Annotated in this window: 16 protein-coding genes; 9 read left to right on the forward strand and 7 right to left on the reverse strand. The window is 55.4% G+C overall.

The genetic code is table 11. The features are described from left to right. The first annotated feature begins 171 nt into the window (after nucleotides 1-171). Together RHM59_RS17150 and RHM59_RS17155 are read left to right on the forward strand one after the other, a co-directional pair. Entirely contained in the window at nucleotides 172-972 is an 801-nt protein-coding gene (locus tag RHM59_RS17150; protein ID WP_322224841.1) for a hypothetical protein, read from the forward strand. Between the two features lie 136 nt (nucleotides 973-1108). Then, the gene (locus RHM59_RS17155) at nucleotides 1109-1888 is read left to right on the forward strand and encodes a hypothetical protein (protein ID WP_322184518.1); all 780 of its coding nucleotides are present in this window, start codon (nucleotides 1109-1111) and stop codon (nucleotides 1886-1888) included. Nucleotides 1889-2637: 749 nt separating this feature from the next. On the opposite strand, the gene RHM59_RS17165 is transcribed toward RHM59_RS17155, so the two are convergent. From RHM59_RS17165 to RHM59_RS17190, 6 genes are all read right to left on the reverse strand, one after another. Beyond that, entirely contained in the window at nucleotides 2638-2949 is a 312-nt protein-coding gene (locus RHM59_RS17165) for a DUF6124 family protein (RefSeq protein WP_322224843.1), read from the reverse strand. Nucleotides 2950-3638: 689 nt separating this feature from the next. Beyond that, the gene (locus tag RHM59_RS17170) at nucleotides 3639-5528 is read right to left on the reverse strand and encodes an acyltransferase family protein (protein ID WP_322224846.1); all 1890 of its coding nucleotides are present in this window, start codon (nucleotides 5526-5528) and stop codon (nucleotides 3639-3641) included. 46 nt (nucleotides 5529-5574) lie between these two features. Then, entirely contained in the window at nucleotides 5575-6876 is a 1302-nt protein-coding gene (locus RHM59_RS17175) for a hypothetical protein (RefSeq protein WP_322224848.1), read from the reverse strand. Nucleotides 6877-6888: 12 nt separating this feature from the next. Next, complete coding sequence (locus RHM59_RS17180) at nucleotides 6889-8199, reverse strand: hypothetical protein (RefSeq protein ID WP_322184523.1); 1311 nt, start codon at nucleotides 8197-8199, stop codon at nucleotides 6889-6891. Nucleotides 8200-8587: 388 nt separating this feature from the next. Further along, entirely contained in the window at nucleotides 8588-10207 is a 1620-nt protein-coding gene (locus RHM59_RS17185; RefSeq protein ID WP_322224850.1) for a glucan biosynthesis protein D, read from the reverse strand. A 290-nt stretch (nucleotides 10208-10497) separates the two neighbouring features. Continuing rightward, complete coding sequence (locus tag RHM59_RS17190; protein WP_322224853.1) at nucleotides 10498-10812, reverse strand: hypothetical protein; 315 nt, start codon at nucleotides 10810-10812, stop codon at nucleotides 10498-10500. Between the two features lie 353 nt (nucleotides 10813-11165). On the opposite strand from RHM59_RS17190, the gene RHM59_RS17195 reads away from it, so the two are divergent. The 6 genes from RHM59_RS17195 (at nucleotide 11166) to cfaB (ending at nucleotide 19925) form a co-directional block, all read left to right on the forward strand. Then, on the forward strand, nucleotides 11166-12308 hold the full coding sequence (locus RHM59_RS17195) for an acyltransferase (protein WP_322224855.1): 1143 nt from the start codon (nucleotides 11166-11168) through the stop codon (nucleotides 12306-12308). 142 nt (nucleotides 12309-12450) lie between these two features. Next, entirely contained in the window at nucleotides 12451-14433 is a 1983-nt protein-coding gene (locus tag RHM59_RS17200; protein ID WP_322224857.1) for a protease modulator HflK, read from the forward strand. Between the two features lie 11 nt (nucleotides 14434-14444). Then, nucleotides 14445-15476 carry a protease modulator HflC gene (locus RHM59_RS17205; RefSeq protein WP_322166756.1) on the forward strand — a complete coding sequence of 344 codons (1032 nt, stop codon included), beginning with the start codon at nucleotides 14445-14447 and terminating at the stop codon, nucleotides 15474-15476. Beyond that, a complete protein-coding gene (locus RHM59_RS17210) occupies nucleotides 15473-16531 on the forward strand; it encodes a protease modulator HflK (protein ID WP_322224860.1) in 1059 nt (352 codons plus the stop codon). Before RHM59_RS17205 ends, RHM59_RS17210 begins: the two co-directional genes overlap by 4 nt. Further along, complete coding sequence (locus tag RHM59_RS17215; protein ID WP_322166752.1) at nucleotides 16528-18468, forward strand: heavy metal translocating P-type ATPase; 1941 nt, start codon at nucleotides 16528-16530, stop codon at nucleotides 18466-18468. The genes RHM59_RS17210 and RHM59_RS17215 overlap by 4 nt, the downstream gene beginning before the upstream one ends. A 272-nt stretch (nucleotides 18469-18740) precedes the next feature. Next, nucleotides 18741-19925 (forward strand): C17 cyclopropane fatty acid synthase CfaB, encoded by a 1185-nt coding sequence (gene cfaB / locus RHM59_RS17220; RefSeq protein WP_322166751.1) that lies wholly within the window; start codon nucleotides 18741-18743, stop codon nucleotides 19923-19925. A 46-nt stretch (nucleotides 19926-19971) separates the two neighbouring features. On the opposite strand, the gene cls is transcribed toward cfaB, so the two are convergent. Next, nucleotides 19972-21411 (reverse strand): cardiolipin synthase, encoded by a 1440-nt coding sequence (gene cls, locus RHM59_RS17225; protein ID WP_322166748.1) that lies wholly within the window; start codon nucleotides 21409-21411, stop codon nucleotides 19972-19974. Nucleotides 21412-21569: 158 nt separating this feature from the next. On the opposite strand from cls, the gene RHM59_RS17230 reads away from it, so the two are divergent. Further along, a complete protein-coding gene (locus tag RHM59_RS17230; protein WP_322166747.1) occupies nucleotides 21570-22091 on the forward strand; it encodes a DUF3617 domain-containing protein in 522 nt (173 codons plus the stop codon). Nucleotides 22092-22154: the final 63 nt, after the last annotated feature.

Raw genomic sequence — 22154 nt, forward strand, 5'->3', positions numbered from 1 at the left:
CTCGGATTAATCGACTGCCTGCCTCATTCGTGATGGATACGTTCACGCTTGAACAGGAATGGGGAAAAATCTGTCGTCCATGGACCCAACTTTAGACCTGTTTTAAGAAAGTAGATTATTAAGGCAACGTTATCTCTACGGCAAAAATATTTATTTACGGAGATTCATAGAATGAGTATCGAAGGTAAAAGTTTGAGGGGGATGACGTTTTTAGCGTTTTTGCCTCTAGTAGTACTCTTCGTCGGTTGCAGTACGACAGGTTCAAAAAGCTTCACATTGAAAACCAACCTGCCCGCAGACTTTAAGGTAACTGCGGACGTTTATTACTCTCCGGCCACCAATGCAACCTGTGTGATGCCCCCAACAACGAGTAGCTATATACTTGGGCGAAAAAGATTAAAGAGCGAAGTGCAAGACATTGAGCATTCGGTGGAATTTGAAATCCCTTTATCCGACTCAGCAGGTGGCTGCCCGCTGGTATTGCGCAGTGTGAGGTTGGATATACAAGGAAGGTGGGGGCCTGACGCTGATGACGTAAGCAGCGATATTGCAGGACTTTCGTTTCTTGATCAGTCCGATAAAATTAATAAATTATACAACGGCGAGTGCCAATGGTTTTTTCGTACCGCTGGGCCTAATCGCTATTTAATAAAAGTCATCAAGTGTCTCGCTGTGGATGAACAAGGTGTCGCATTAAAACAACCGGCGGGTGGAGTGTTACAGCGAGATAGCCTAATCAATACAATAGTCAATGTAACTTTCAAGGTGGCAGCAGAGGATTCGCCTTATTACAACAGGTCTTGGATGAAGACTTCCGTTGGTTGGAAACCGTGTACTGGTCGTTGGGGAAGTAATAACGAAGAGTTATGTATTTCTCCGCCAAAATTTACAGATTATAGAATGTCTGAGAAAACTTGTACCGTATATCCCAGCTGTACTGAACTGGAAATAAAAAATGTTTCAAAAAAGTAGTTCCACTAATAAAAGGTTGGCATCTGAAAACTTCAGTCGCCGATGGTCTGAACTTTTAGACCTGTTTTGGGAAGTGGAGAGCATCGAGGCAACGTAATCTCTACGGCAAAAATATTTATTTACGGAGATTCATAGAGTGAGTATCGAAGGTAAAGGTTTGAGGGGGATGACGTTTTTAGCGTTTTTGCCTCTAGTAGTACTCTTAGCCGGCTGCAGTACGATGGGTTCAAAAAGCTTTACATTGAAAACCAACCTGCCCGCCAACTTTAATATAACTGCGGATGTTTATTACTCACCCGCTACCGGCGCGACCTGTGTGATGCCCCCAACAACGAGTAGCTATATACCCGGGCGAAAAAGATTAAGGAGCGAAATGCAAGATATTGAGCATTCGGTGGAATTTGAAATCCCTTTATCCGACTCAGCCGGCGGCTGCCCGCTGTATTTGCGAAGTGTGAGGTTGGATATACAAGGGAAATGGGGGCCTGGTGCTGATGACGTCAGCAATGATGTTGCAGGACTTTCGTTTGTTGACCAGTCTAATAAAACTAATAATGTCTACAACGGCGAGTGTCAGTGGCTGTTTCGTACTGTCGGGCCGCAGCACCACATTATAAAACTTTTAAAGTGCCGGGCCGTCGATGATAAGGGCGATGTACTAAAGCAGCTTGCAGGGGGTGTTTTAGAACGGGACTTACTGGTGGGTAGAGCCGTCAGTATAAACTTTACGATTGCAAAAAAAGAGAGTCCGGCAATTGACGGTAATTGGATTGAGTTTCCAGCGGGTTGGAAGCGCTGTTTAGGAAAAGACTTCAGTGATCGTGATGCGTATTGCGGTGAGAATAGAAAGGAGTTTAAGTCTTTCATTATGCCGGATGGTCGCGATTGTAATGTTTATCCCAATTGCATTGAGTAGGTACAAAGGAACGTCTAAATGTAACTTTGCTTCGGCAAGCTAAGGAGCTTGCATCTAATTCAATCGATGGAAACACGCCGAAGGCTTCGATTATCGGATGGTGACCGGAATTTGAATCAATCATCCGATTTATCGCAGCCTTCGGCAGCTCCTACAGACTAGTGGAGTCGGAGAACGTTGGTTTGCCGTATTATTTGAATTGGTTATATAAGTCGTAAGGCAGGAGGATTGTGTCGACTGCGGCGTCGACGGGTAAGGAATAAACAAATGCCACGGGGCAGATTATCGACATCCAGCATATGTAATGTGAAGGGTCATATCCCCTCGCAAAACCTCCCGTAAGAAATTCGTAGCTGCCTTGAAGACTTTTAAAAAAATAGGCGTCAGGATCGTCGTATTGTGCTCTGCCTGCTAATGTCCCGCATCCGTTTGTAGAGAGTAATAAAAACAAAATTAGTGTCGTTTTTACAATGTGGTTTGCTTTTTTGAAGATGTTGGTCATTTCGACATCCCTTGTGTTGCTGAAAGTATCGAAAGCATATTCAGCAAATAAAGCTCAGTCTGTAGTCCTGCGTGTTAATTGCTGTAGGAAAGTTCCGATAGTCATCGTCAGGGTGCACGGGAGTTATAGGGCTAAGTGTGAGTTGTTGGTTAGCCAGACACAGCTTTAACGTGAAGGCGAATCCATTCTTGAATGAATTCGCTCCCACAGAATTGCTGCGTTGTGTTTGTCGTCCAAGGTTTCGGAGTTAGCTCTGGACAGCCGACTTCGGCCGATCAGCAGCCAATGCGGACTCCAGCAATTCCTGCGCGGTTTCTACCAGATACACGACAGCCAATACCAACTTGCGGCTGGGGGCGTCGAGTTTCTCGGCGGATTCGTAAGCGGTAGCGGCGGCGCAGTCGAGGATTTCGCAAGCGGTGGTCAGGGCTTCTTCGGCGCTGACGTATTCGCGGACGTGGAACAGTCTGTCTGGGAGGTTTTGTTGGGTGGTTCTGGAGGGGCGCGGGGCGACGCGGTTGCGGTTTGGGCGGGGTGGATCGGGGGTGATTTTTGTCATGGTGAATCTCCTGATGATGAGGGACCACCAAAATTCGCGACTAAACGAGATTAGGGTGGTGACTGTGCAACAGGTTAGTCGACCGGTCATCAGGCCCCGGCGCACCCGAAGGTGCCCTGCGCACAGCCACCATAATGCGCAGGCGAAAAAAAACGCCTGACGTTAGAGTGGCGCTACTGCGCCTGATGGCTGCGGGCGACTAAACCCGGCCGCTGATTTTGCAGCGACCCACGAAGGTTAGCGTCGGCCCTGAGCAAGCGCAACCGCCAGACTATGCCCTCAGTCGTTTCCGGGTGAATAAGTCTCTGTCCTACGCGGCGTAAGGATTTGTCTTACCGAGATCCGGTGACCCTAATTTTCGAGCATAAAAAAGCCCGCTCAGATCATTAAGTCTGGCGGGCGAGCCGGAACCGCTCTGGGATTTCATTGGCGCCGAACGACTCACGCCGCCGCGCATTTTGTGGGAGCAGGCTTGCCTGCGAAGAGGCCCATCATCGCGCTGCTGATGTCGACTTGAAACCTGGGTTGCCTGCAATGACGCTTTCGTTGGCAAGCCAATTCCCACAGGGTACTTCGGCAGATTTGGAATCGCAGGCACCTGACATTCATCGCAGCCTTCGGCGGCTCTACAAAGGCAATTCACGCTTGGCGGGTTTACGTGGCGAGGGATGCCAGCGGAGTGTCAGGCCTCAATTCAGCTTCTCAATCTCCGGCATCACAAAATTCTTAACGATATAAATCGAGCCCTTTTCACTCAAGTGACCGGAGTCGATTTGCAGCAGTGAGTTGTCTCCTTGCAGCCGCACCAGGCAGGAATCTGCGACGCACAATTTGTCGATGAGTGAGACGAAGTCCACGGCGTTGTGGTCGATGGAGCTTTGGGTGACGCGGTCGGCGACCATGACGCTGCGGTCGAGGGCGGCGTCGGTGATGTGGGAGTCGTTGGCGCCCCAGTGGCGGTTGGCGATGACGCTGGGCAGGGACGGGCTCCATTGCGGCAGCGGGCCCATGAGGACCACGTGTTTGACGCCGTAGCTTTTGAGCCGTGCGGCAATTTCGTCCCAGTGGGTTTTGTCGTGTTCGTCTTTTTGCGCGATGACCACGATGTCGGGTTTGTCGGCCTGGATGCTGTCCAGTGCCGTTCTGTTGGAGTAGTTGCAGGTGATGCGCGGCGGTGTTTGCAGGCCGGTGTCGTCGGTGAGGCTCGGTTTGCAGGCAGCCGAGGTGACTTGGTAAAACGGCGTTTCTTTGGGCAGCAGGGTTCTCAAGCCCAGCGACAACGCTTGAGCGTGGGAATCGCCCCACAGAAAGACGCCGCCTTCACCGTGTTTTTGCGTGCAGGACGGGTCAATCGCTTTTTGTCCGCGCTGGGTGAAGGCGGAGAACGCGTCGCACTTGAGCCAGTAGGTTTCGTAGAGGTTGTTTTGCCGGTCGGCGTACTCCTGAACGAAGCGTGCCTTGTCCGAGATGCTGATGGCGCGTAACGGTGTAACGGCGCCTTGGGTCGCTTTGACCGCCGCGCCTGCGGCGAATACCAGCACGATCAGGCTGCTGACGGTTACGAACTTCCAGGGGCGTTCCGGCTTTTTCTCGGTTGAGCTTTTTTCGATGACCGTAAACGAGGCCAGGCCCAAGGCGAATGAGGTGGCGATTCCGACCAAAGCGCTACGGGTGTCGTTCAAGTACCCGGCGTAGCTCATGAACACCACCACCGGCCAGTGCCACAGGTACAGCGAGTAGGAAAGCTTGCCGGTCCATTGTGAGAAGGGGTTGTTGGTCATGAATGAGTCTTGCCGCGCCGATATGATCACCGACAAGGTGCCCATTACCGGCAACAGCGCCAGGTAACCCGGCCATACGTCTTTCTCGGAGAGCAAGAAAAAGCTGGCCAGCATCAGGCCAATACCCACTGCTTCCAAGGCTCGTTGTGATCGGCTTATGAGTTTGAACGGGAACAGGCAGGCAACGCCACCGGCCAATAATTCCCACGCCCGCGCTGGCAGTAAATAGAACGCCGGCTCCGGCCATTTGAAGGACATGTAGACGCAGGCGAGGAAGCCGAGAACGCTCCCGGCCAAGACGATCCAGCGCAGTGCATTCAGCGTGACCAGCCTGCTCAGCAACAGCAGGACGATCGGGTAGATCATGTAGAACTGCCACTCCACTGAAAGGGACCACGTGTGCAGCAGCCATTTCTCGTGGGCGCCAGCGGCGAAGTAGCCCGCTTCGGACCAGTACACGAAGTTGGAAAAGAACCCCAGGCTGCTGGCGACGTGTTTGCCCAGTTCGCTGTATTCAAGGGGCAGCAGGTAGAACCAACCGAATGCCAGCAACGCAAAGCACATGGCTGCCAGCGCGGGGATGATCCGCCGTGCCCGGGATGTGTAGAAGGTGATCAGGCCGAAGCTGTTTTTCTGCAAACCCCGGAAGATGATGCCGGTGATCAGGTAGCCGGAAATCACGAAAAATATATCGACGCCCGCGTAGCCGCCGGGCAGCCAGGCCGGGTTGAAGTGGAACAGGATGACGGCGATAACCGCAATCGCGCGGAGTCCGTTGATGTCTTTTCGAAAGTCCATGACGATTCAACTCCAGAAACGGGCGGCAGGCTCAGCAGGTGATCACTCAGCGTTTAACCATCCCGTCGGGGGCGTTCAGGCTGATGACTTTCGGGAAGTTGGTGAGGGTCACGTTGGTAGCACAGCGCTCACCATTGCAGGTCCACGATGTCTCCGAGTCGATCTGCCCTTTGGTGGCGTGTGCGGTGTCGATCAGTTGCACTTTGCCGGTGAGTGAGGCGTTGCTGACCACTTGTTGTTGCTGGCTACGCCCGCCCGCCCAGCCGACCGCGATGTGCTCGGGTCCTTTGTTGAAATACAGCAGGTAAACGTCGTTGACCATGGTGCTGGGGCCGGGGTCGTAGGTGTAATCGCGAACGAACGGGCTGATGGCTTTGAGCACGTCATAGCCGGGTTTGGGGTCCATGTTGTTTTCGAGCAAGCCGAAGTTGTGTTCCTGATCGGTCTTGTCCAGGCCGTCATTTACCAGGTCATACCACCACATGCCCTTTAGGCCGGGGATGGTGCGGGAGAGGAAAAACGTCCGCGCGATGTAAGACGCGACCGTGTCTTCTGTGAAGCCGCAATTGCCGGTGTGGGTCGGCCAACTGACTTCGGTCAGGTAGATCGGAATTTCCTTACCGGCTTTTTCGTTCACGTGGCGGACGTAATCACGCACCCATTGGGCCCAGGCTTCCGGCGTGTTTTGCCCTCTGCCTGCGCAATGCACGTAGGGGTGAATCGACAGGCCGTCGATTTGATCCAATATTCCGGCGTCAATCAGGCGGTCAGCAAAACCGAAGTTCATGCCGTCAGGTGTGACGGAGCCCGCGAGAATCTTCGCGTTGGGATCGTTCTTGCGAATCAGCGGCACCGCGTCTTTGACCAGGGTCGCGTAGTCGGCAGAAAGCTTTGGGTCTTTGGGGCCTTCCAGGTCCCACTCGTTCCAGATTTCCCAATAGTCGACTTTGCCCTGCAACTGGTGGGTCACGTAATCGACGTATTTGAGATACGCCTTCCTGACCTCTGGCGTGCGCGGCTTGAGGTTGCCGTGGAAGTTGGTGCTGTAATCCAGAATTGTCAGGGTCGACAGCTTTTTGGATTTAGCGGTTTCCAGGTAAGTGCGCCATGGCGGCACGATGCGGTACTGGTTGGCCGAGGGTTCGGCCGTTGACCAGTACGCGTCGTCCTTGAGTGCTGTGATGCCTGCATCCGATGCCATCTGCAGGGCTTTCACCGGGGAGGTTTCGTAATTCATCAAGTGCGTTCCCACGCCGATGATGAACCCATCGTCGGCGTGGGACGCGGCGCAGCACAGGGTCAGGGAAAGCAGCAAAGCAGAGGCGGACACATGGGTTTTCAATCGCATATCAACACACTCTCATCGCAGTTCCGGCAGCCCGGAAAGTTCACCCAAACCGTGGGCTGTAGTCGTCGCGGTGCTGGTAGCGGTTGAGCGGTTTAACACTCGCCCGATGGCCAAGCCCATAAACAGGTTGGAGAGGGTGATCTCGAACATGTCGGTGGTCCAACTGGTCAGGCAGATGCAAATGCTGATCGCGAGTAAGGCGTTATCCATGCGTGAGGTTTGATCGCGCAGCATAAAGAACATGGGAATTTGCAGGGCGTACAGTGCGATGCCGACAAAGCCAAACGTTGCCCAAAGGTACATCGCGCTGCTGTCCGATCCGGTCAGGATCTGCGCGCCGGGCACCGGGAATAACACTTGGCTGCTGCCAAACATGCCCAACCCCGCGCCCGTCAAACTCCAGCCTTGCTGGTACAGGTATTGGGTAACGTGCGGCCAGGTGTTGATCAGGCGGTCGTAAAGCGACATCAGGGAGCGGTCGCCGCTGGTGATGTTGTTGGGGTCGAAATCGAAGGCCACACCGACGATGGGCAACAGGAAACCAATAGCGACCAAACCGACAAAAAGGGCCGCGCTGGTCCAGCGCAAGCGACTGAGCATCATCACCGCGAGGGTGAGGGCGAAGGCCGCCGCCGGCGCTTTACTGGTGGTCAGCACGATGGCGTAAAAGCCCACGGCGGCGATGATGCAAAACAGGATTCGCGAGCGGGTAAACATCGCCAGGTACAGGCTGAACATTGCAATGATGATCGACAGCGCGTTAGAGACCCGAGTAAAACCTGCGAGCCGGTCAAACTCATCGTCAGCCCATGCGGTGTTGCCGACTAGCTCAGTGTTGCCCACGAGGTAGCTGTAACCTTTCCACGGGACCGTGATGTATTTGTCCAGCAACAGCCCTATCAGAGACAAGATCAGGCACATGCCGATGACCCAGCCCAGCAGTCGTTTGCGATGAAGAATGTGTTCGCTGCACACCGCGCCAAACAGCAACGGGCTGAATCCGAACAGGCTAAACGCAACGTTGGTAAAACTGGCGCCGTGCAGCATCGCCAGGGCGCAGGACACAAACAGCAGCAACAAGCCCACCCACAGCACGCGGGTGGCTTTGTAGGTCAGCAACTGCGCCGCGAACACTATCAGGCAGGCTATTTTCGGCAGGTACAGCAGCGGCGAAATGCCCACCTGGTCGAAGTAATAGCGCAGCGCACCTGCCAGTGTTTCGGACACGATCAGGCTGATGGCGACCCAAATAATTAAAGTGGATTTGTTGAATGTCAGGATCGACGGACGTTCAGTAGGGCTGAGATCGGGTGTCGACATCATGGTGGGTTGCCCTCTCAGGAGCGTAGAAAATCAGGAGCGTAGAAAATTCGTCGTGGATAAAACGCGGGCATAGCTACCGCCCCTCGAAAGACCTGGGGGGAGGCGATCGAATAGTTAAAGTGGGCGTTATTGCGCAGCAGATAGCGGTATATCAACGTCACTTTTGAGCGCTGTCAAATCAATTCGTCAAATTTTTAGCGCGAGTTATTGAGTGCGGTTACCAGAACTACTTAAGTAATTGATACTTAACGAGGGATAAAAAATTGACGCGATTTTTATGTACGTTATTGAACGGTTAATGCGTGGCTTCTATGACTCATAGTATTTACAGCTGTAAAAACGGCTGACGCTTTCAAGCGCGTCAGCCGCTTTAATATCGGTCGCTCAATCAGTTATAGCGGCGTTTGTCAGGGGCGGGAGGGAAATACTGGTAGAGCCAGGTTTCGCTTAACGTTCTGTCGTGGGTGCGAATGAAAAGGCGCAGTTCGACGGGTGCCACCGAGTCGCTGTTGGGGTACCAATCGAACGTCACGCGATAGCCCTTGATGTCCGGAATCACCAACACGTTGAAGTCTTTTACTTCGCCGCCTGAGACGGTGATCACAGGTTCAATGCGGGTGCCCTCGGGCAATCGATCCAGGCCGCCACCGGTGAAGTCGACTGCAAAACGGCGCGCCCACACTTGCGGGTAATGCTCGCCCGGCGCCCAGCCCTCAATGAAGCCACCCATGCCGGAACGCGTAGCGTGCACCCGTGCCAGCGGCGTACCGACCGGGGGCAGGGCGCTCCAGTAGAGCTTGTAACCGAAGTTCAGGGACGTACCCGCCGTCACGGGGGCTTTGGGGGTCCAGAACGCCACGATGTTATCCAGGGTTTCTCCCGTGGTCGGAATTTCCAGCAGGTCTATCGAACCTTCGCCCCACGCAGTGGTGGGCTCGACCCACAGGCTCGGTCGCTGGTTGTACCAATCGACGGTGTCTTGGTAGCTGGAAAAATCGTGGTCGGTCTGGACCAGGCCAAAACCCTTGGGGTCTTTGTCGGCGAATGCGTTGAATTGCAAGGTGGCCGGATTGTTCAGCGGACGGCATATCCACTCACCGTTGCCGCGCCACATGGCCAGGCGGTCCGAGTCGTGGATTTCGGGGTGGAGGGTGTCGCACATGCGCCGCTCGTGAGTGCCGCAGCTGAACATGCTGGTCATCGCCGCGATGCCCAACTGCTCAATGTCCTTGCGGGCGTTGATGTGGGCGTCGATGGCCATGACCACTTGATTGGCCTGACAGTCGATATCGAAACGGTAAGCGCCGGTCGCACTGGGGGAGTCGAGCAAGGCGTAGACAACGAAGCGGGTGTTGTCCTTGGTCGGCGTCTCGAACCAGAACTTGGTGAAGTTGGGAAATTCTTCCTTGCGCTTGGCATAGGTGTCGATGGCCAGGCCCCGGGCGGACAGCCCGTATTGCCCGGAGCTGTCCACGGCGCGGAAGTAGCTGGCGCCGAGAAACGACAGAATGTCATGGGTAGCGATTTCCGGGGCTTTGAACAGCTTGAACCCGGCGAAGCCCAAGTCGCCCTTGAGCTGCGATTTATCGACGCCGCTCTTGTCGTAATTGAACATTTCCGGCCGAAAATGCACCTCCCGCGACTCGTTGGTCTGGGGGTCGACGCTGTACATGCGAATCGGCTGTTTGAAGCCCATGCCGACATGAAAAAATTGCACGTCCAACTGACCTTTGTTGTCGCCCCACAACGAGTGCGCCGGGTCATATTGGATGGCGTTGAATTGTTGGGGGGTCATTGTCCCCAGGGTCGGCGGCAGCTGTTCGTTGGTGTCAACGAAGGGCGTGCTAGCCAGTTGTTTGGCGTTGACTTGCAGGGCCGTGAAATCGAAATGCTCGACGTCGCCATCAGCCGTGGCTGCGAATGCCCGTGCTGCAAATAGCCCCGTTGCGGGTAGGCCGGTATAGGCCGCGAGAGCGAGCGATGCTTTCAGAAGATTCCTGCGATTCATAACGATGGAGCCTCTAGGTAATGCCGTGACGCCTGCACGTGCGCGTGCAGATGCATACAACTACCCCCCACTAGATAACAAAGTGGGCGACCTGTTCGCTACTGGGGGAAAAAAAAGATAGTGGCCTGGGTACCTAGCATGTCGATGTGGATTCTCGCCAACAAGTTGGCGCCTATCAAGCAAGGCATATCTTATTGATTACCAATAATAAACTGTAGGAGCGGGCTTGCTCGCGATGGGCCCGGAGTCGCGCTCGACCGAAGCGGCCCCCAATGGGGCAGGGTCAAGCGTCAGTCGTTGGAGCTGTTCAGCGTCGAGGGGTCACTGAGATACGTGGTGGATGGAAATTTGCCGTCCGAATCAAAGTTGATGCGCGAGCCTCTGACGGTGACCGCATGCGCGTCAGTTTTGATAAAAAGAGTTTCACCACTTTTAAAGGTAAGCCGATGAATGTGTTTGTCGTGGTCTTGGCTTATGTCGTGGCTGACCAGGTCCAGTAAATTGCTCAACCCTAAAAACGATCCGGGTTCAGTGATGGTCAGGCAGCTCGTAGTTTCAATGTCTGAAGTACAGGTGGGAACACGGAAATCCCAATGTTTTTTCATGGTGTTAGCCGTCGTATATTAGATGGGTTAGGGAATATAATCATCGGAACTTGTAACGGCAAGTCGCTCAATCCTTGAAATTGTAACTGTAGCTTTGCGCGATTATTAAGCTGCGTTAACGACTGCTTTTAAACGCATAGGACGTTTCTGTTTTTTTTGTAGGACAAACTAGCAGATGAAAATTGACGCCATTTTTTCCGTGATTTTGGAAAGCAGAAAAATAAAAATCTATTTTATTTCGCACTAGTTTGCACTCAATGATGGGCTCATCTAGGATTTCTCCGGTTTCCACGCTCGTAAATACAACACTCAGTAGTCCCGCTAAACAGGAAATTTATTAAAGGGATGTCCCTATGGCCCAAGACAAACGATTTCATGCGCTTGATAGTTTTAGAGGGGTGTGTGCCCTCGCTGTGGTTGTTTACCATCTACACGTTGTTGGCAGTATCACCGAGCTGCAATTCTTCAGTAACGCAGACCTGTTCGTCGAGTTCTTCTTTGTCTTGAGCGGCTTTGTCATCACCCACGCTTATGGCTCAGGGGCGCCTATTGATTTCCGTAAATTTTTTATACTCAGGACTTTTCGGCTGCTTCCGCTGCATGTGTTTATGTTAGGTGTGTTCATTTTATTTGAGTTTCTAAAGTTGCTGGCAGCACATAAAGGATTTGCCTTCAATAAAGAACCCTTTACCGGGCAATATGCGCCTTCGCAGATACTGCCCAATTTATTCTTGATTCAAGCCTGGACACCCTTGACGGAGAACCTCTCATTTAACTATCCGGCCTGGAGCATCAGTATCGAGTATTACATGTATATGATATTTGCCGGGGTGTCCTTTTTTTGCGCGGCCCATAAAAAACTCGCGTGGAGCGCAATCTCTTTGGGCGCTTTCGTTCTGTTATATAACAATGCCGGGGCCTTGACTGAGTTCGCTTACAAGGGGCTCTCCTGCTTTTTTGCGGGGGCGTTGTCATATGGAGTGTTTGGTGTTATTAAAAAAAATCTAAAAACTAACTATGTGGTGTATTCACTACTGGAAGTTGTTTCTTTGTGCCTCATCGTGATGGCGCTCAATTCAGATCTGACCCAGAAAACCATCGTCTGCAGCCTGTTATTTTGCGGCGTGGTCACGCTGTTTGCCTTTGACGCGGGGGTGGTATCGAGCCTGCTAAAAACCCGAGTGTTCAGTTTTCTTGGCCGCCTTTCCTACTCGATCTACCTCACCCACGTCGTGGTACTCAGTGGCTTGATATTGGTATTTTTGGTTTTGGAGAAAAGGACCGGGTTGACCTTGGCGCCGATGATGGGGGATGTGAGGTATATCGATACCGGCAGCAGCCTGCTCAATAACCTGTTGGTGGCGTTAATACTCCTGTGTGTGGTCGGTATTTCATACGTGACCTATACGGTCATTGAAGTTAACGGTCAGAAAGTAGGCCGCTATCTCATCAATGGAAGGCTGAAAAAGATTCCTGCAGTGATTAACCCCGTTTAGGACCCGGCTGGCGCACCTGCATGATCACCTTCAAATCCCGTCAAAATATTTTGAACAATAATTTCACGACCCCTGTTATATCATAACGCTCGTTGGGCCAAGCCCACGGGTGTCTTCATTATGAGTAAGGTCTGGGGTGTCGATGCGGGTTGATCTGGATGGCGAAAGCGTTGGCCTTGATGGCTTGCCGCGCTTTCAAAGGGCCGCTTTTCATGCCCGTCGGTTGCAGCGGCTTTGTTACGGGCTTGCGGTATTGGGCTTGTTCAGCTTTGTCCTGGCAATGTTCGCGATGCTTTTTTCGCCTGCGACGTTGTGGTCCGCGGTTCTGATTAATAACGCCGCAGCGTTGTGGGTGTTGGTGGCCGGTTTGCAGTCCGCGTATTGGATCGCCCATTGGCGCGCGCAAACCCTGGCCGCTGCGCACGTTTCGGCGGTGATCGAGCCGTTGCCGACAGACGCAGAACCCATCACCGACGAGCCCATCGGCTGGTATGACCGCCTGTTGAGCCGCATCAGCGGCAGCGGCGTTTCGCTGCTGGCCCAAGTGGGGCCGCCGACGTTATGGCTGGGTGGCTGGGCGTTGCTGGCCATTCTGGTGGTGAAATGGGCCTGGAACCTGAGCCTCGTTGGATCGAGTGTTGGCCCGATGGGCACTGTCGTCGGCGCCGTTGCACTGTTACTGGCCTTCGGGTTGTTGGTGCTGGAACGCCAACTGACCCACGAATTGCCGGCCGAGTGGCCTGAAGCCGCACAAATGGCGCAACTGACGCGGGTCGTGATCGCCTGCTTGTTGCTCAGTGCGTTGTGCCTGTTTTTCTCTACACCTGACCGTCTCTGGCCAGTCCGACTGGCTGTATTGATCGGCTTGTTGCCTGTGCTGGTGGCGCTGGAATTATTGCTCCGGGCCGTCATGTCGCTGTTTAGCCCGCGCACAGAGCGGATCGAGCCGCGACTGCTGGCCAGCAGTTTTGTCGCGGGACTGCTGCGCTGGCCACCGCAGCCCTTGTTGGCGCTGCAGAACGAATTGCACAACCGATTCGGCATCGACCTGCGCCAGATATGGGCGTTCACCTACATGCGCCGGGCTTTTTTGCCGGTGTTGGCGGTGGTGTTGGGGCTAGGTTGGGTGCTGAGCGGTGTGCATGAAATACCAATGCAGGGCCGAGGCATCTATGAGCGTTTCGGCAAACCGGTGCAAGTCTTCGGTCCGGGCTTGCACACCGGTTTACCCTGGCCTTTCGGGCGCGTGTTGGCAGTAGAAAATGGTGTTGTCCACGAGTTGGCAACCAGCGTTTCAGAATCCAATGCCGTCGAGCAGGTCCTTGAGCCCGCTGAAGGGCCGGCGCCCCTGAGTGCCAACCGTCTGTGGGACGCCAGCCATATCAACGAAAAATCCCAAGTCATCGCCAGCAGTGCAGGTGACAAGCCTTCGACCCAAAAGCAGAGCTTCCAGATCGTCAATATGGACGTGCGGTTTGTCTATCGAATCGGCCTGACCGATCAGGCGGCGATGGCGGCAACCTACAACAGCGCCGATGTTCCTACGCTGATTCGCAGCACCGCGAGCCGAATATTGGTCCACGATTTTGCATCGCGGACCCTGGATGAGTTACTCGGAGAACAACGCGCCGCGTTGTCTTCCGACATCGGTGACGCTGTCCAAGCAGACCTGAAGAAGCTCGACAGCGGCGTAGAAATTTTAGCCACTGTCGTGGAGTCTATTCACCCACCCGCTGGGGCGGCCAACGCCTACCATGCGGTGCAGGCGGCGCAAATCGGCGCCCAGGCGTTGATTTCACGGGAGCGGGGCGCAGCCAGCGAGCAATCGAACTTGGCCGAACTTAACGCCAGCGTGGAGAAAGACAATGCGTCTGCGGCAGCCCGCGAAGTAATGGCGTTGGCTCAAGGCGCAGACCTGCGCTTCAGCGCCGAGCGTAAGGCGTATGACCAGGCGGGCCAGGCTTTTTTGCTTGAGCAATACCTGACGCAGCTGAGCCAGGGCTTGGTCCACGCCAAGCTGTTGATTCTCGATCATCGACTCGGCGGCAACATTGCACCGACCATCGATTTGCGTACTTTCACGTTACCGGCAGACCCAACGGCGCCGAGTAAAGCCGTCCATTAAGGAGTCGTCCCTTGAGTCTGTTTCATTCCCACGATCATCACGATCACTCCGACCATGACCACGGTCACGCTGGGCATCACCATGGCCATCAGCATGGCGACACGTCTACTCCCGCCGCTTTCCCGTGGCGCCGAACGGCGTTGGCGGTGTTATTGATCGCTTTTGCAGTGGCGGCGGCCAGTCTGGTGCAAGTGCGTTCGGGCGAAGCGACGGTGATTACCCGTTTCGGCAACCCCTCTCGAGTATTGCTTGATCCGGGTTTGAGCTGGCGTTGGCCGGCGCCGTTCGAGGCAACGATTCCGGTGGACCTGCGGTTGCGCACCACTTCCAGTGGTCTGCAAGACGTGGGTACTCGCGATGGCCTGCGGATTATCGTCCAGGCCTACGTCGCCTGGCAGGTGCAGGCCGATCCCGACAACGTGCAGCGCTTCATGCGGGCCGTGCAGAATCAGCCCGACGAAGCGGCGCGGCAAATCCGTACCTTTGTCGGCTCAGCGCTGGAAACCACAGCGGCCAGTTTTGACCTGTCCAGCTTGATCAATACCGATGCCAATCAAGTAAAAATCACGGCGTTCGAAAACCAGCTGCGCCATCAAATCGAACAGCAACTGCTCTCCACCTATGGCGTGCGCGTCCTACAGGTCGGTGTCGAGCGTCTGACCTTGCCGTCGGTGACGCTGAACGCGACGGTGGACCGCATGCGTGCCGAACGTGAAACCATCGCCACCGAACGAACAGCAGTGGGTAAGCGCGAGGCCGCTCAGATCCGCTCGGCAGCAGAGCGTGACGCCCGTATCGTCGAGGCTGACGCCACGGTCAAAGCGGCGGATATCGAAGCACAATCACGGGTCGAAGCGGCACAGATTTATGGCAAGGCGTATGCCGGATCGCCGCAGCTTTACAACTTGCTGCGCTCGTTGGACACCTTGGGCACGGTGATCACGCCGGGGACTAAATTGATTCTGCGCACTGACGCAGCACCGTTCCGCGTATTGGTTGATGGACCGCCAACGCTGGACGGTAAAAGCGGATCGCAACCATGAGTGAAGTCGTTACTGAACGGCCTGCAGTCAATAGCTCCTGGTTGCAGGCCAGCCGTTTGGCTTTTCTCGGTTTGTACGCGGTAACGTTGCTCTCGGCATTGGGATGGGCGTTGTCTAACGTGCGTCAGATTGACCCGCAGAACCGCGCCGTGGTCCTGCGTCTCGGCGCTCTGGAGCGTATTCAACACGCCGGTCTGCTGACGGCGTGGCCGCAACCGTTCGAGCAGGTGGTGTTGCTGCCGTCGGCGGATCGAGTGATTGAACGTCGGGTCGAAACCCTGCTGCGCTCAAAGCCAGCGTTGGACGCAGATCGAATCTCAAGCTTCGCCACGCCGATGAGCGATGCGTTGGCGGGCTCAGGGTATTTGTTGACCGGTGATGCGGGCGTCGTACAGCTGGACGTGACGGTGTATTACAAAGTGACCGACCCGTATGCCTACGTCTTGCAGGGCGAACATGTGCTGCCTGCGCTGGACCGTCTGGTCAATAGCAGCACGGTGGCGCTCACCGCAGCGCGGGATCTAGACACGATTTTAGTGGCACGTCCCGAGATGGTCAGCCCCGACAGCAAGTCTGCCGAGCGCCGTGAACGTCTGCGTGGCGATCTGGTACGCGGGATCAATCAGCGCCTGACAGCACTGGCGGCTACGGGTGTCGGACTGGGCATCGAAATCTCTCGGGTGGATGTGCAATCGAGCCTGCCGGCTTCGGCCGTCAATGCGTTTAACGCAGTGCTGACCGCCAGCCAACTCGCCGATCAGGCGGTGGCTAACGCCCGTACCGAAGCGGAAAAACTCACGCAAACCGCCACGCAGCAAGCGGATCGCACCGTGCAAGTGGCGCATGCCCAAGCCTCTGAGCGCTTGGCGAAAGCCCAGGCAGAGACCGCCACAGTAACGAGTTTGGCGCAGTCGATTCGCGACAAGAGCGATCCGGGTCTGCTGATGCGGATCTACCGAGAGCGCGTGCCAAAAATTCTTGGGCAAGCCGGTTCCGTGACCACGGTCGACCCCCATGACGATTCCCACCTGATTATTCAGGGAGCAGAAAAATGAGTGCCCACGCTGCGACAACTGAACCCGAGTCCTCCGAAGTCCCGGTCAGCATGCTCAGCAATGCCGAGCAACGGAGTGCCGCTCGGCAATTGACCTTGGCCATGCTCGCCTTGGGTTTGTTGGCATTGGGGCTCGTTTGGCGATTTTTCGTACCGGAACAAACCGGCGTCAGTCAGCTGTTGTTGGGTGCAGCGTCTTTGCTGGTCGCGGTGCCAGTGGTCAGCGCCGGTTGGCATAGCCTGCGTTACCCAAGCCTGCATGGCATCACCGACCAGTTGATTGCGCTGGCGATGCTCGGCGCCTGGGCCACTGGCGATTTAATGACCGCCGCGTTACTGCCCATCATCATGATCTTTGGCCATGTGCTGGAAGAGCGCAGCGTTATCGGTTCTCAAGAAGCCATTCAAGCCCTGGGGCGTTTGACCCGCAGCCATGCGCGGCTCATCGAGGCTAATGGCACGGTGCGTGAGGTGGATAACTCGGTGTTGGTGGCGGGCGATTTGGTGGAAGTCCGCGCAGGTGACCGGGTGCCGGCCGACGGCGTTGTGCGCTCCGGGCAAGCCAGCCTTGATACCGCGCCGATTACCGGTGAATCGGTGCCGCTTGAAGCGCGAGTCGGTATCGAAGTTTTCGGCGGTGCGATCAATCTCGATGGTCTGTTGCGTATCGAAGTAACGCGCATCGGCAACGAGTCAACCTTGGGCAAAGTCATCGCGCTGATGCAAAGCGCTGAACGCTCCAAGCCGCCGATCACCCGTCTGCTGGAACGCTATGCCGGCAGTTACATGGTGTTGGTCTTGATGATTGCGGCGGTGACTTGGTTTATCACCAATGATGCGCAAGCGATGCTGGCGGTACTGGTGGCGGCCTGCCCCTGCGCGCTGGTGTTATCGGCGCCTGCGACGGCGATTGCCGGGATCGCGGTGGCCGCACGGCACGGTATTTTGATCCGCAGTTCGGCGTTTCTCGAAGAGCTGGCGGACTTGACGTCATTGGTCGTCGATAAGACGGGGACCTTGACCTACGGCACCCTTCGGCTGCAATCGATTCAAGCGGTATTGACGCAGCAGGCGACGTTATTGCCGCTGGCGGCGAGCCTCGGGTCGGCCAGCAGTCACCCGGTCAGCCGTGCATTGGCAGGGTTGGTGGAAAAAGATCAATTGCTGGTGCTGACCGACATTCACGAGCGGCAAGGCTTGGGCGTCGTCGCTAAAACAGAACATGGCCTCGCGGCGCTGGGTCGGCCTGAGCTGTTTGAACAACTGAACATCAGTACATCGCCAGTTCCGAATCACGACGGTCCGATTGCCGGGATCGCGGTGGACGGTGTGTTTTTGGCGTGGCTGTTGCTGGCTGACAGCCTCAAGCCTGAAGCACGACAGGCGCTCGCCGAACTGCGTGAGCTGGGGCTGGGTCGTCAGTTGCTGCTGACCGGTGACCGCCAAAGCGTGGCCGACAGCCTTGCGCTTGAGGTGGGCATCAGCGACATCGAGGCCCAGGCGTTGCCCGAAGATAAGCTCAATCGGGTGATGGGCGAAATCAGCAGCGGTTTCCGGCCGATGGTGGTGGGCGACGGGATCAACGACTCACTGGCGCTTAAGGCCGGGGTGGTGGGCGTGGCGATGGGGGCGGGCGGAGCAGATATCGCACTGGCGTCCGCGGACATCGTATTGATTGGCAGCGACCTTCGACGATTGGGCACCTGCGTGCGTTTAAGCCGTCAGTGCCGTCGGACCTTGCACGTCAATGTGATCATCGGCTTGGGTTGGACCTTGGCCATCGTTGCCATGGCAGCCTTCGGTTTTCTGGGGGCGGCGGGTGCGATGATCGCTGCGCTTTTGCACAACCTCAGCACCTTATTGGTCCTCGGAAATGCCGGTCGCTTACTGCGTTTTCAGGAGCCTCTACTAAAGTTGGAGACCAAGCCAGAGGCCTAGCGCTTAGGGCCTCTCACTAAAAGTGCCGTGCTAGACAGGTCTGTTAAGTATAAAAATTTGCTTGAGCTTTGTAGAACTCTGTTACAAATTGACAGTCATTCTTGATGAGGGTGCTCCATTGCACGCTGCATGTTGGCTCGAAACATTGGGCGATAGGCGGTAAACCCAAGGTTTCAATAGTGACTCGCGACTGGCCAATCGCCGGCGATTTCGGCATCAGCGTTGTTTTGGACTACCCTTTTTCCTGAGTTTCTGGATAGAGGGTTTACTCAATGCTCGCGCAACTTCCAACAGCCTTGCAGAATCTTCATCTGCCGCTACGGCTGAAACTGTGGGATGGCCATGAACTCGATCTAGGCCCGATGCCCAGCGTCACCATTGTGGTGAAAGACCCACAATTGGTGTCGCAATTCACGCGTCCCAGCCTCGACCTCCTCGGCAGTGCTTTCGTCGAGGGTCGATTGGAGCTGGAAGGGTCTATCAAGGAAGTAGTCCGCGTCTGCGACGAGCTAAGCCAGGCGTTGCTTGATGATGACGGACCTTATGTGCCGGTTCGCTCAGAGCACGACAAAGCCACCGACGCAGCGTCAATTTCCTACCACTACGATCTGTCCAACGAGTTTTACCAGCTCTGGCTTGATCAAGAGATGGTCTATTCCTGCGCCTATTTCAAGACTGGCGAAGAAACCCTAGAGCAAGCGCAGCAGGACAAGTTTCATCACTTGTGCCGCAAGCTCAGGTTGCAACCAGGGGAATACTTGCTGGACGTCGGCTGCGGCTGGGGTGGATTGGCGCGGTTCGCGGCCCGCGAATACGGCGTGAACGTGTTCGGCATCACCTTGAGTCAGGAACAATTGACCCTTGCTCAGGAGCGGGTAATCGCCGAGGGGCTGGAGGATCAGGTGGAGTTGGTGTTGCTTGATTACCGTGATTTGCCTCAGGACGGTCGCTTCGACAAAGTCGTCAGCGTCGGCATGTTCGAACACGTCGGTCATGCGAATCTTGAGTTGTATGCGCAATGTCTGTTCGGTGCCGTCCGCGAAGGCGGGTTGGTGATGAACCACGGCATCACCGCCAAACACACCGACGGCCGTCCAGTTGGACGGGGCGCGGGTGAATTCATTGAGCGTTACGTGTTCCCCAACGGCCAGCTGCCTCACGTGTCGATGATCAGTGCGTTCATCAGCGAGACCGGGCTGGAGATCGTTGACGTTGAGAGCCTGCGGCTGCATTACGCGCTGACCCTCGAACACTGGAGTGAACGCTTGGAATCGCGGCTCGATGAAGCATCGGAGATGGTGCCCGAGCAAACCCTTCGTATTTGGCGCTTGTACCTGGCTGGCTGTGCATACGCGTTTGCAAGGGGCTGGATCAATCTGCATCAGATACTGGCGGTCAAACCATATGCCGATGGCAGCCATGGCTTACCGTGGACGCGGGAAGATATCTACGTTTGAAGATGTCTGTAAACGGGGTCTTCGGACCCCGTTCTGCGTTCTCGGTTTAGAGAATTGGCGACACCAAGCGCGCAATGCGCATGCCGAGTTGCTGAAAGCGGTGGGTTTCTTTGCTTTCTTCCAGGGCGATTTCCCGGGCGAGGGCAAAGTCGGCGTTGAGCATGACCTCAACCTGGCTGGCAAAATCACTGTCGACGGTTAACAGCATCAATTCAAAATTAAGCCTGAATGATCGGTTGTCCATGTTGGCGCTACCGATGGCGCTGATTTCACTGTCGACCAGCACCACCTTCTGATGCATAAACCCCGGCTCATAGCGGAAGATCCGCACGCCTGCGCGCACCGCTTCGAAGGCGAATAGGCTGGAGGCGGCGTAGACCACGTAGTGATCGGGACGCGATGGCAGCAATATCCGCACATCGACCCCCCGCAGAACTGCCAATCGTAGCGCCGCGAATACCGCCTCATCGGGAATGAAATACGGGCTGGTTATCCACACTCGGTTTTGTGCCGCGTGGATGGCTTCGACAAAAAATAGAGAACAGGTTTCTTGCGCGTCCGCCGGACCACTGGCCAATAACTGGCAGAGAACGCCGTCTTCGGGGTAGCTCTCCGGCAGGATCAGCTGAGGTAACTCGCGCGTGGCCCAAAACCAGTCCTCCGCAAACGACTCCTGCAAGCACGCTACCACCGGACCGACAATCGCCACATGGGTGTCGCGCCACGGTGAGAGCGGCGGCAACTTTCCTAAATATTCGTCACCGACGTTGTGGCCGCCAACAAAGCCGCGCACTCCATCGACTACAACAATTTTGCGGTGGTTACGGAAGTTGATTTGGAAGCGATTCAGCCAGCCGCTGCGGGTGGCGAACGCTTTGATTTGCACACCACCGTTGCGCAGGGTTTCGCTGTAACTTGCAGACAGGGCATGGCTGCCCACTCGGTCGTAAAGGACGTAAATGGCGACCCCCTCAGCGGCTTTTTCCAGCAGCAGGGCTTGCAGGCGTCGGCCAAGCTCATCGTCGTGAATGATAAAAAATTGAATCAATACTGCTTTTTTAGCACCACGGATGGCCTCGAAAATGGCGGCGAAGGTGGCTTCGCCGTTGATCAGTAACGTCACTTCGTTATTGGCCAGACACGGCATGCGCCCCAGTCGCGGCATGGCCCGCAGTGAGGCATACGCCTCTGAACGTCTCGCCGTTACAGCTTCTTCGATCCAGGGCCGCCAATTCAGTGTGCCAATGGCGGTGCGCATTTCCTGGTTAGCCTGGCGCCGTGCGTTGATGTAGCCGTCGAAGGTGCTGCGACCGAACACCAAATAGGGAATGAGGGTGACATAGGGAATGAAAATAAGCGGCATCGCCCATGCGATGGAGCCTTGTGCAGTGCGTACAGTGAGCAGTGCGTGAATGGCAGCAATCAGGCCGAGCAAGTGAGTAAAGCCGATCAAATAGCCGACAAAAGACGGAATGTGAAAATCCATGCGTTACCCTGATCCTGTTTTTTTTAAGTCTCTAACAGACCACAGCACGTGGGGATTGTCGCTATTTTATTCTGGTTGCAACTGGCAGGCGCTTGCATCGTCTAAGACTCATCGTCAGGCTGGCGCGTAACCGGTCGCTTTCATTAAGGAATTTGCACATGAACAAACGCTTTTTGGCTTTGCTGTTTTGTCTGGGTGCGCCGCTGGCCCACGCGCAGATGCTGCAGCCGGGACTGTGGGAGTTGACCACCAGCAACATGCAGGTCGATGGCCAGCCATTGCCCGATTTGCAATTGATGCTGAACCAACTGAAAAGCCTGGCGCCCGATCAGCAAGTGATGATGGAACAGGCCATGCAGAAGCAGGGTGTGACCTTGGCCGGTAAGGGTGTGCAGGTGTGCTTGACTCAGGACCAGGTCAAGACAGACAACATTCCGCTGACAGACCCGAAGTCTGGCTGCAATCAGCAGATCACCGACCGCAATGGCAAGACTTGGAAGTTCCGCTTTAACTGCCCTAAAGCCCAAGGCACTGGGGTCGCACAATTCCAGAGCGACCGCGAATTCAGCACCTCTGTCGTCGGTACGTTCAATGCGACCGGCGTGCAACAAAACGGCAGCATGGACACCCGCGCCGTTTGGCTGGGGCCGCAGTGCGGTGCGATCAAGCCTAGGACTTGAATCTAAAATCGGTAGGAGCCGACTTGTTGGCGAGAGGCCCTAACGGGTACCTGATCGATCATC

Source organism: Pseudomonas sp. MH10 (assembly GCF_034353045.1).
Taxonomy (GTDB): Bacteria; Pseudomonadota; Gammaproteobacteria; order Pseudomonadales; family Pseudomonadaceae; genus Aquipseudomonas.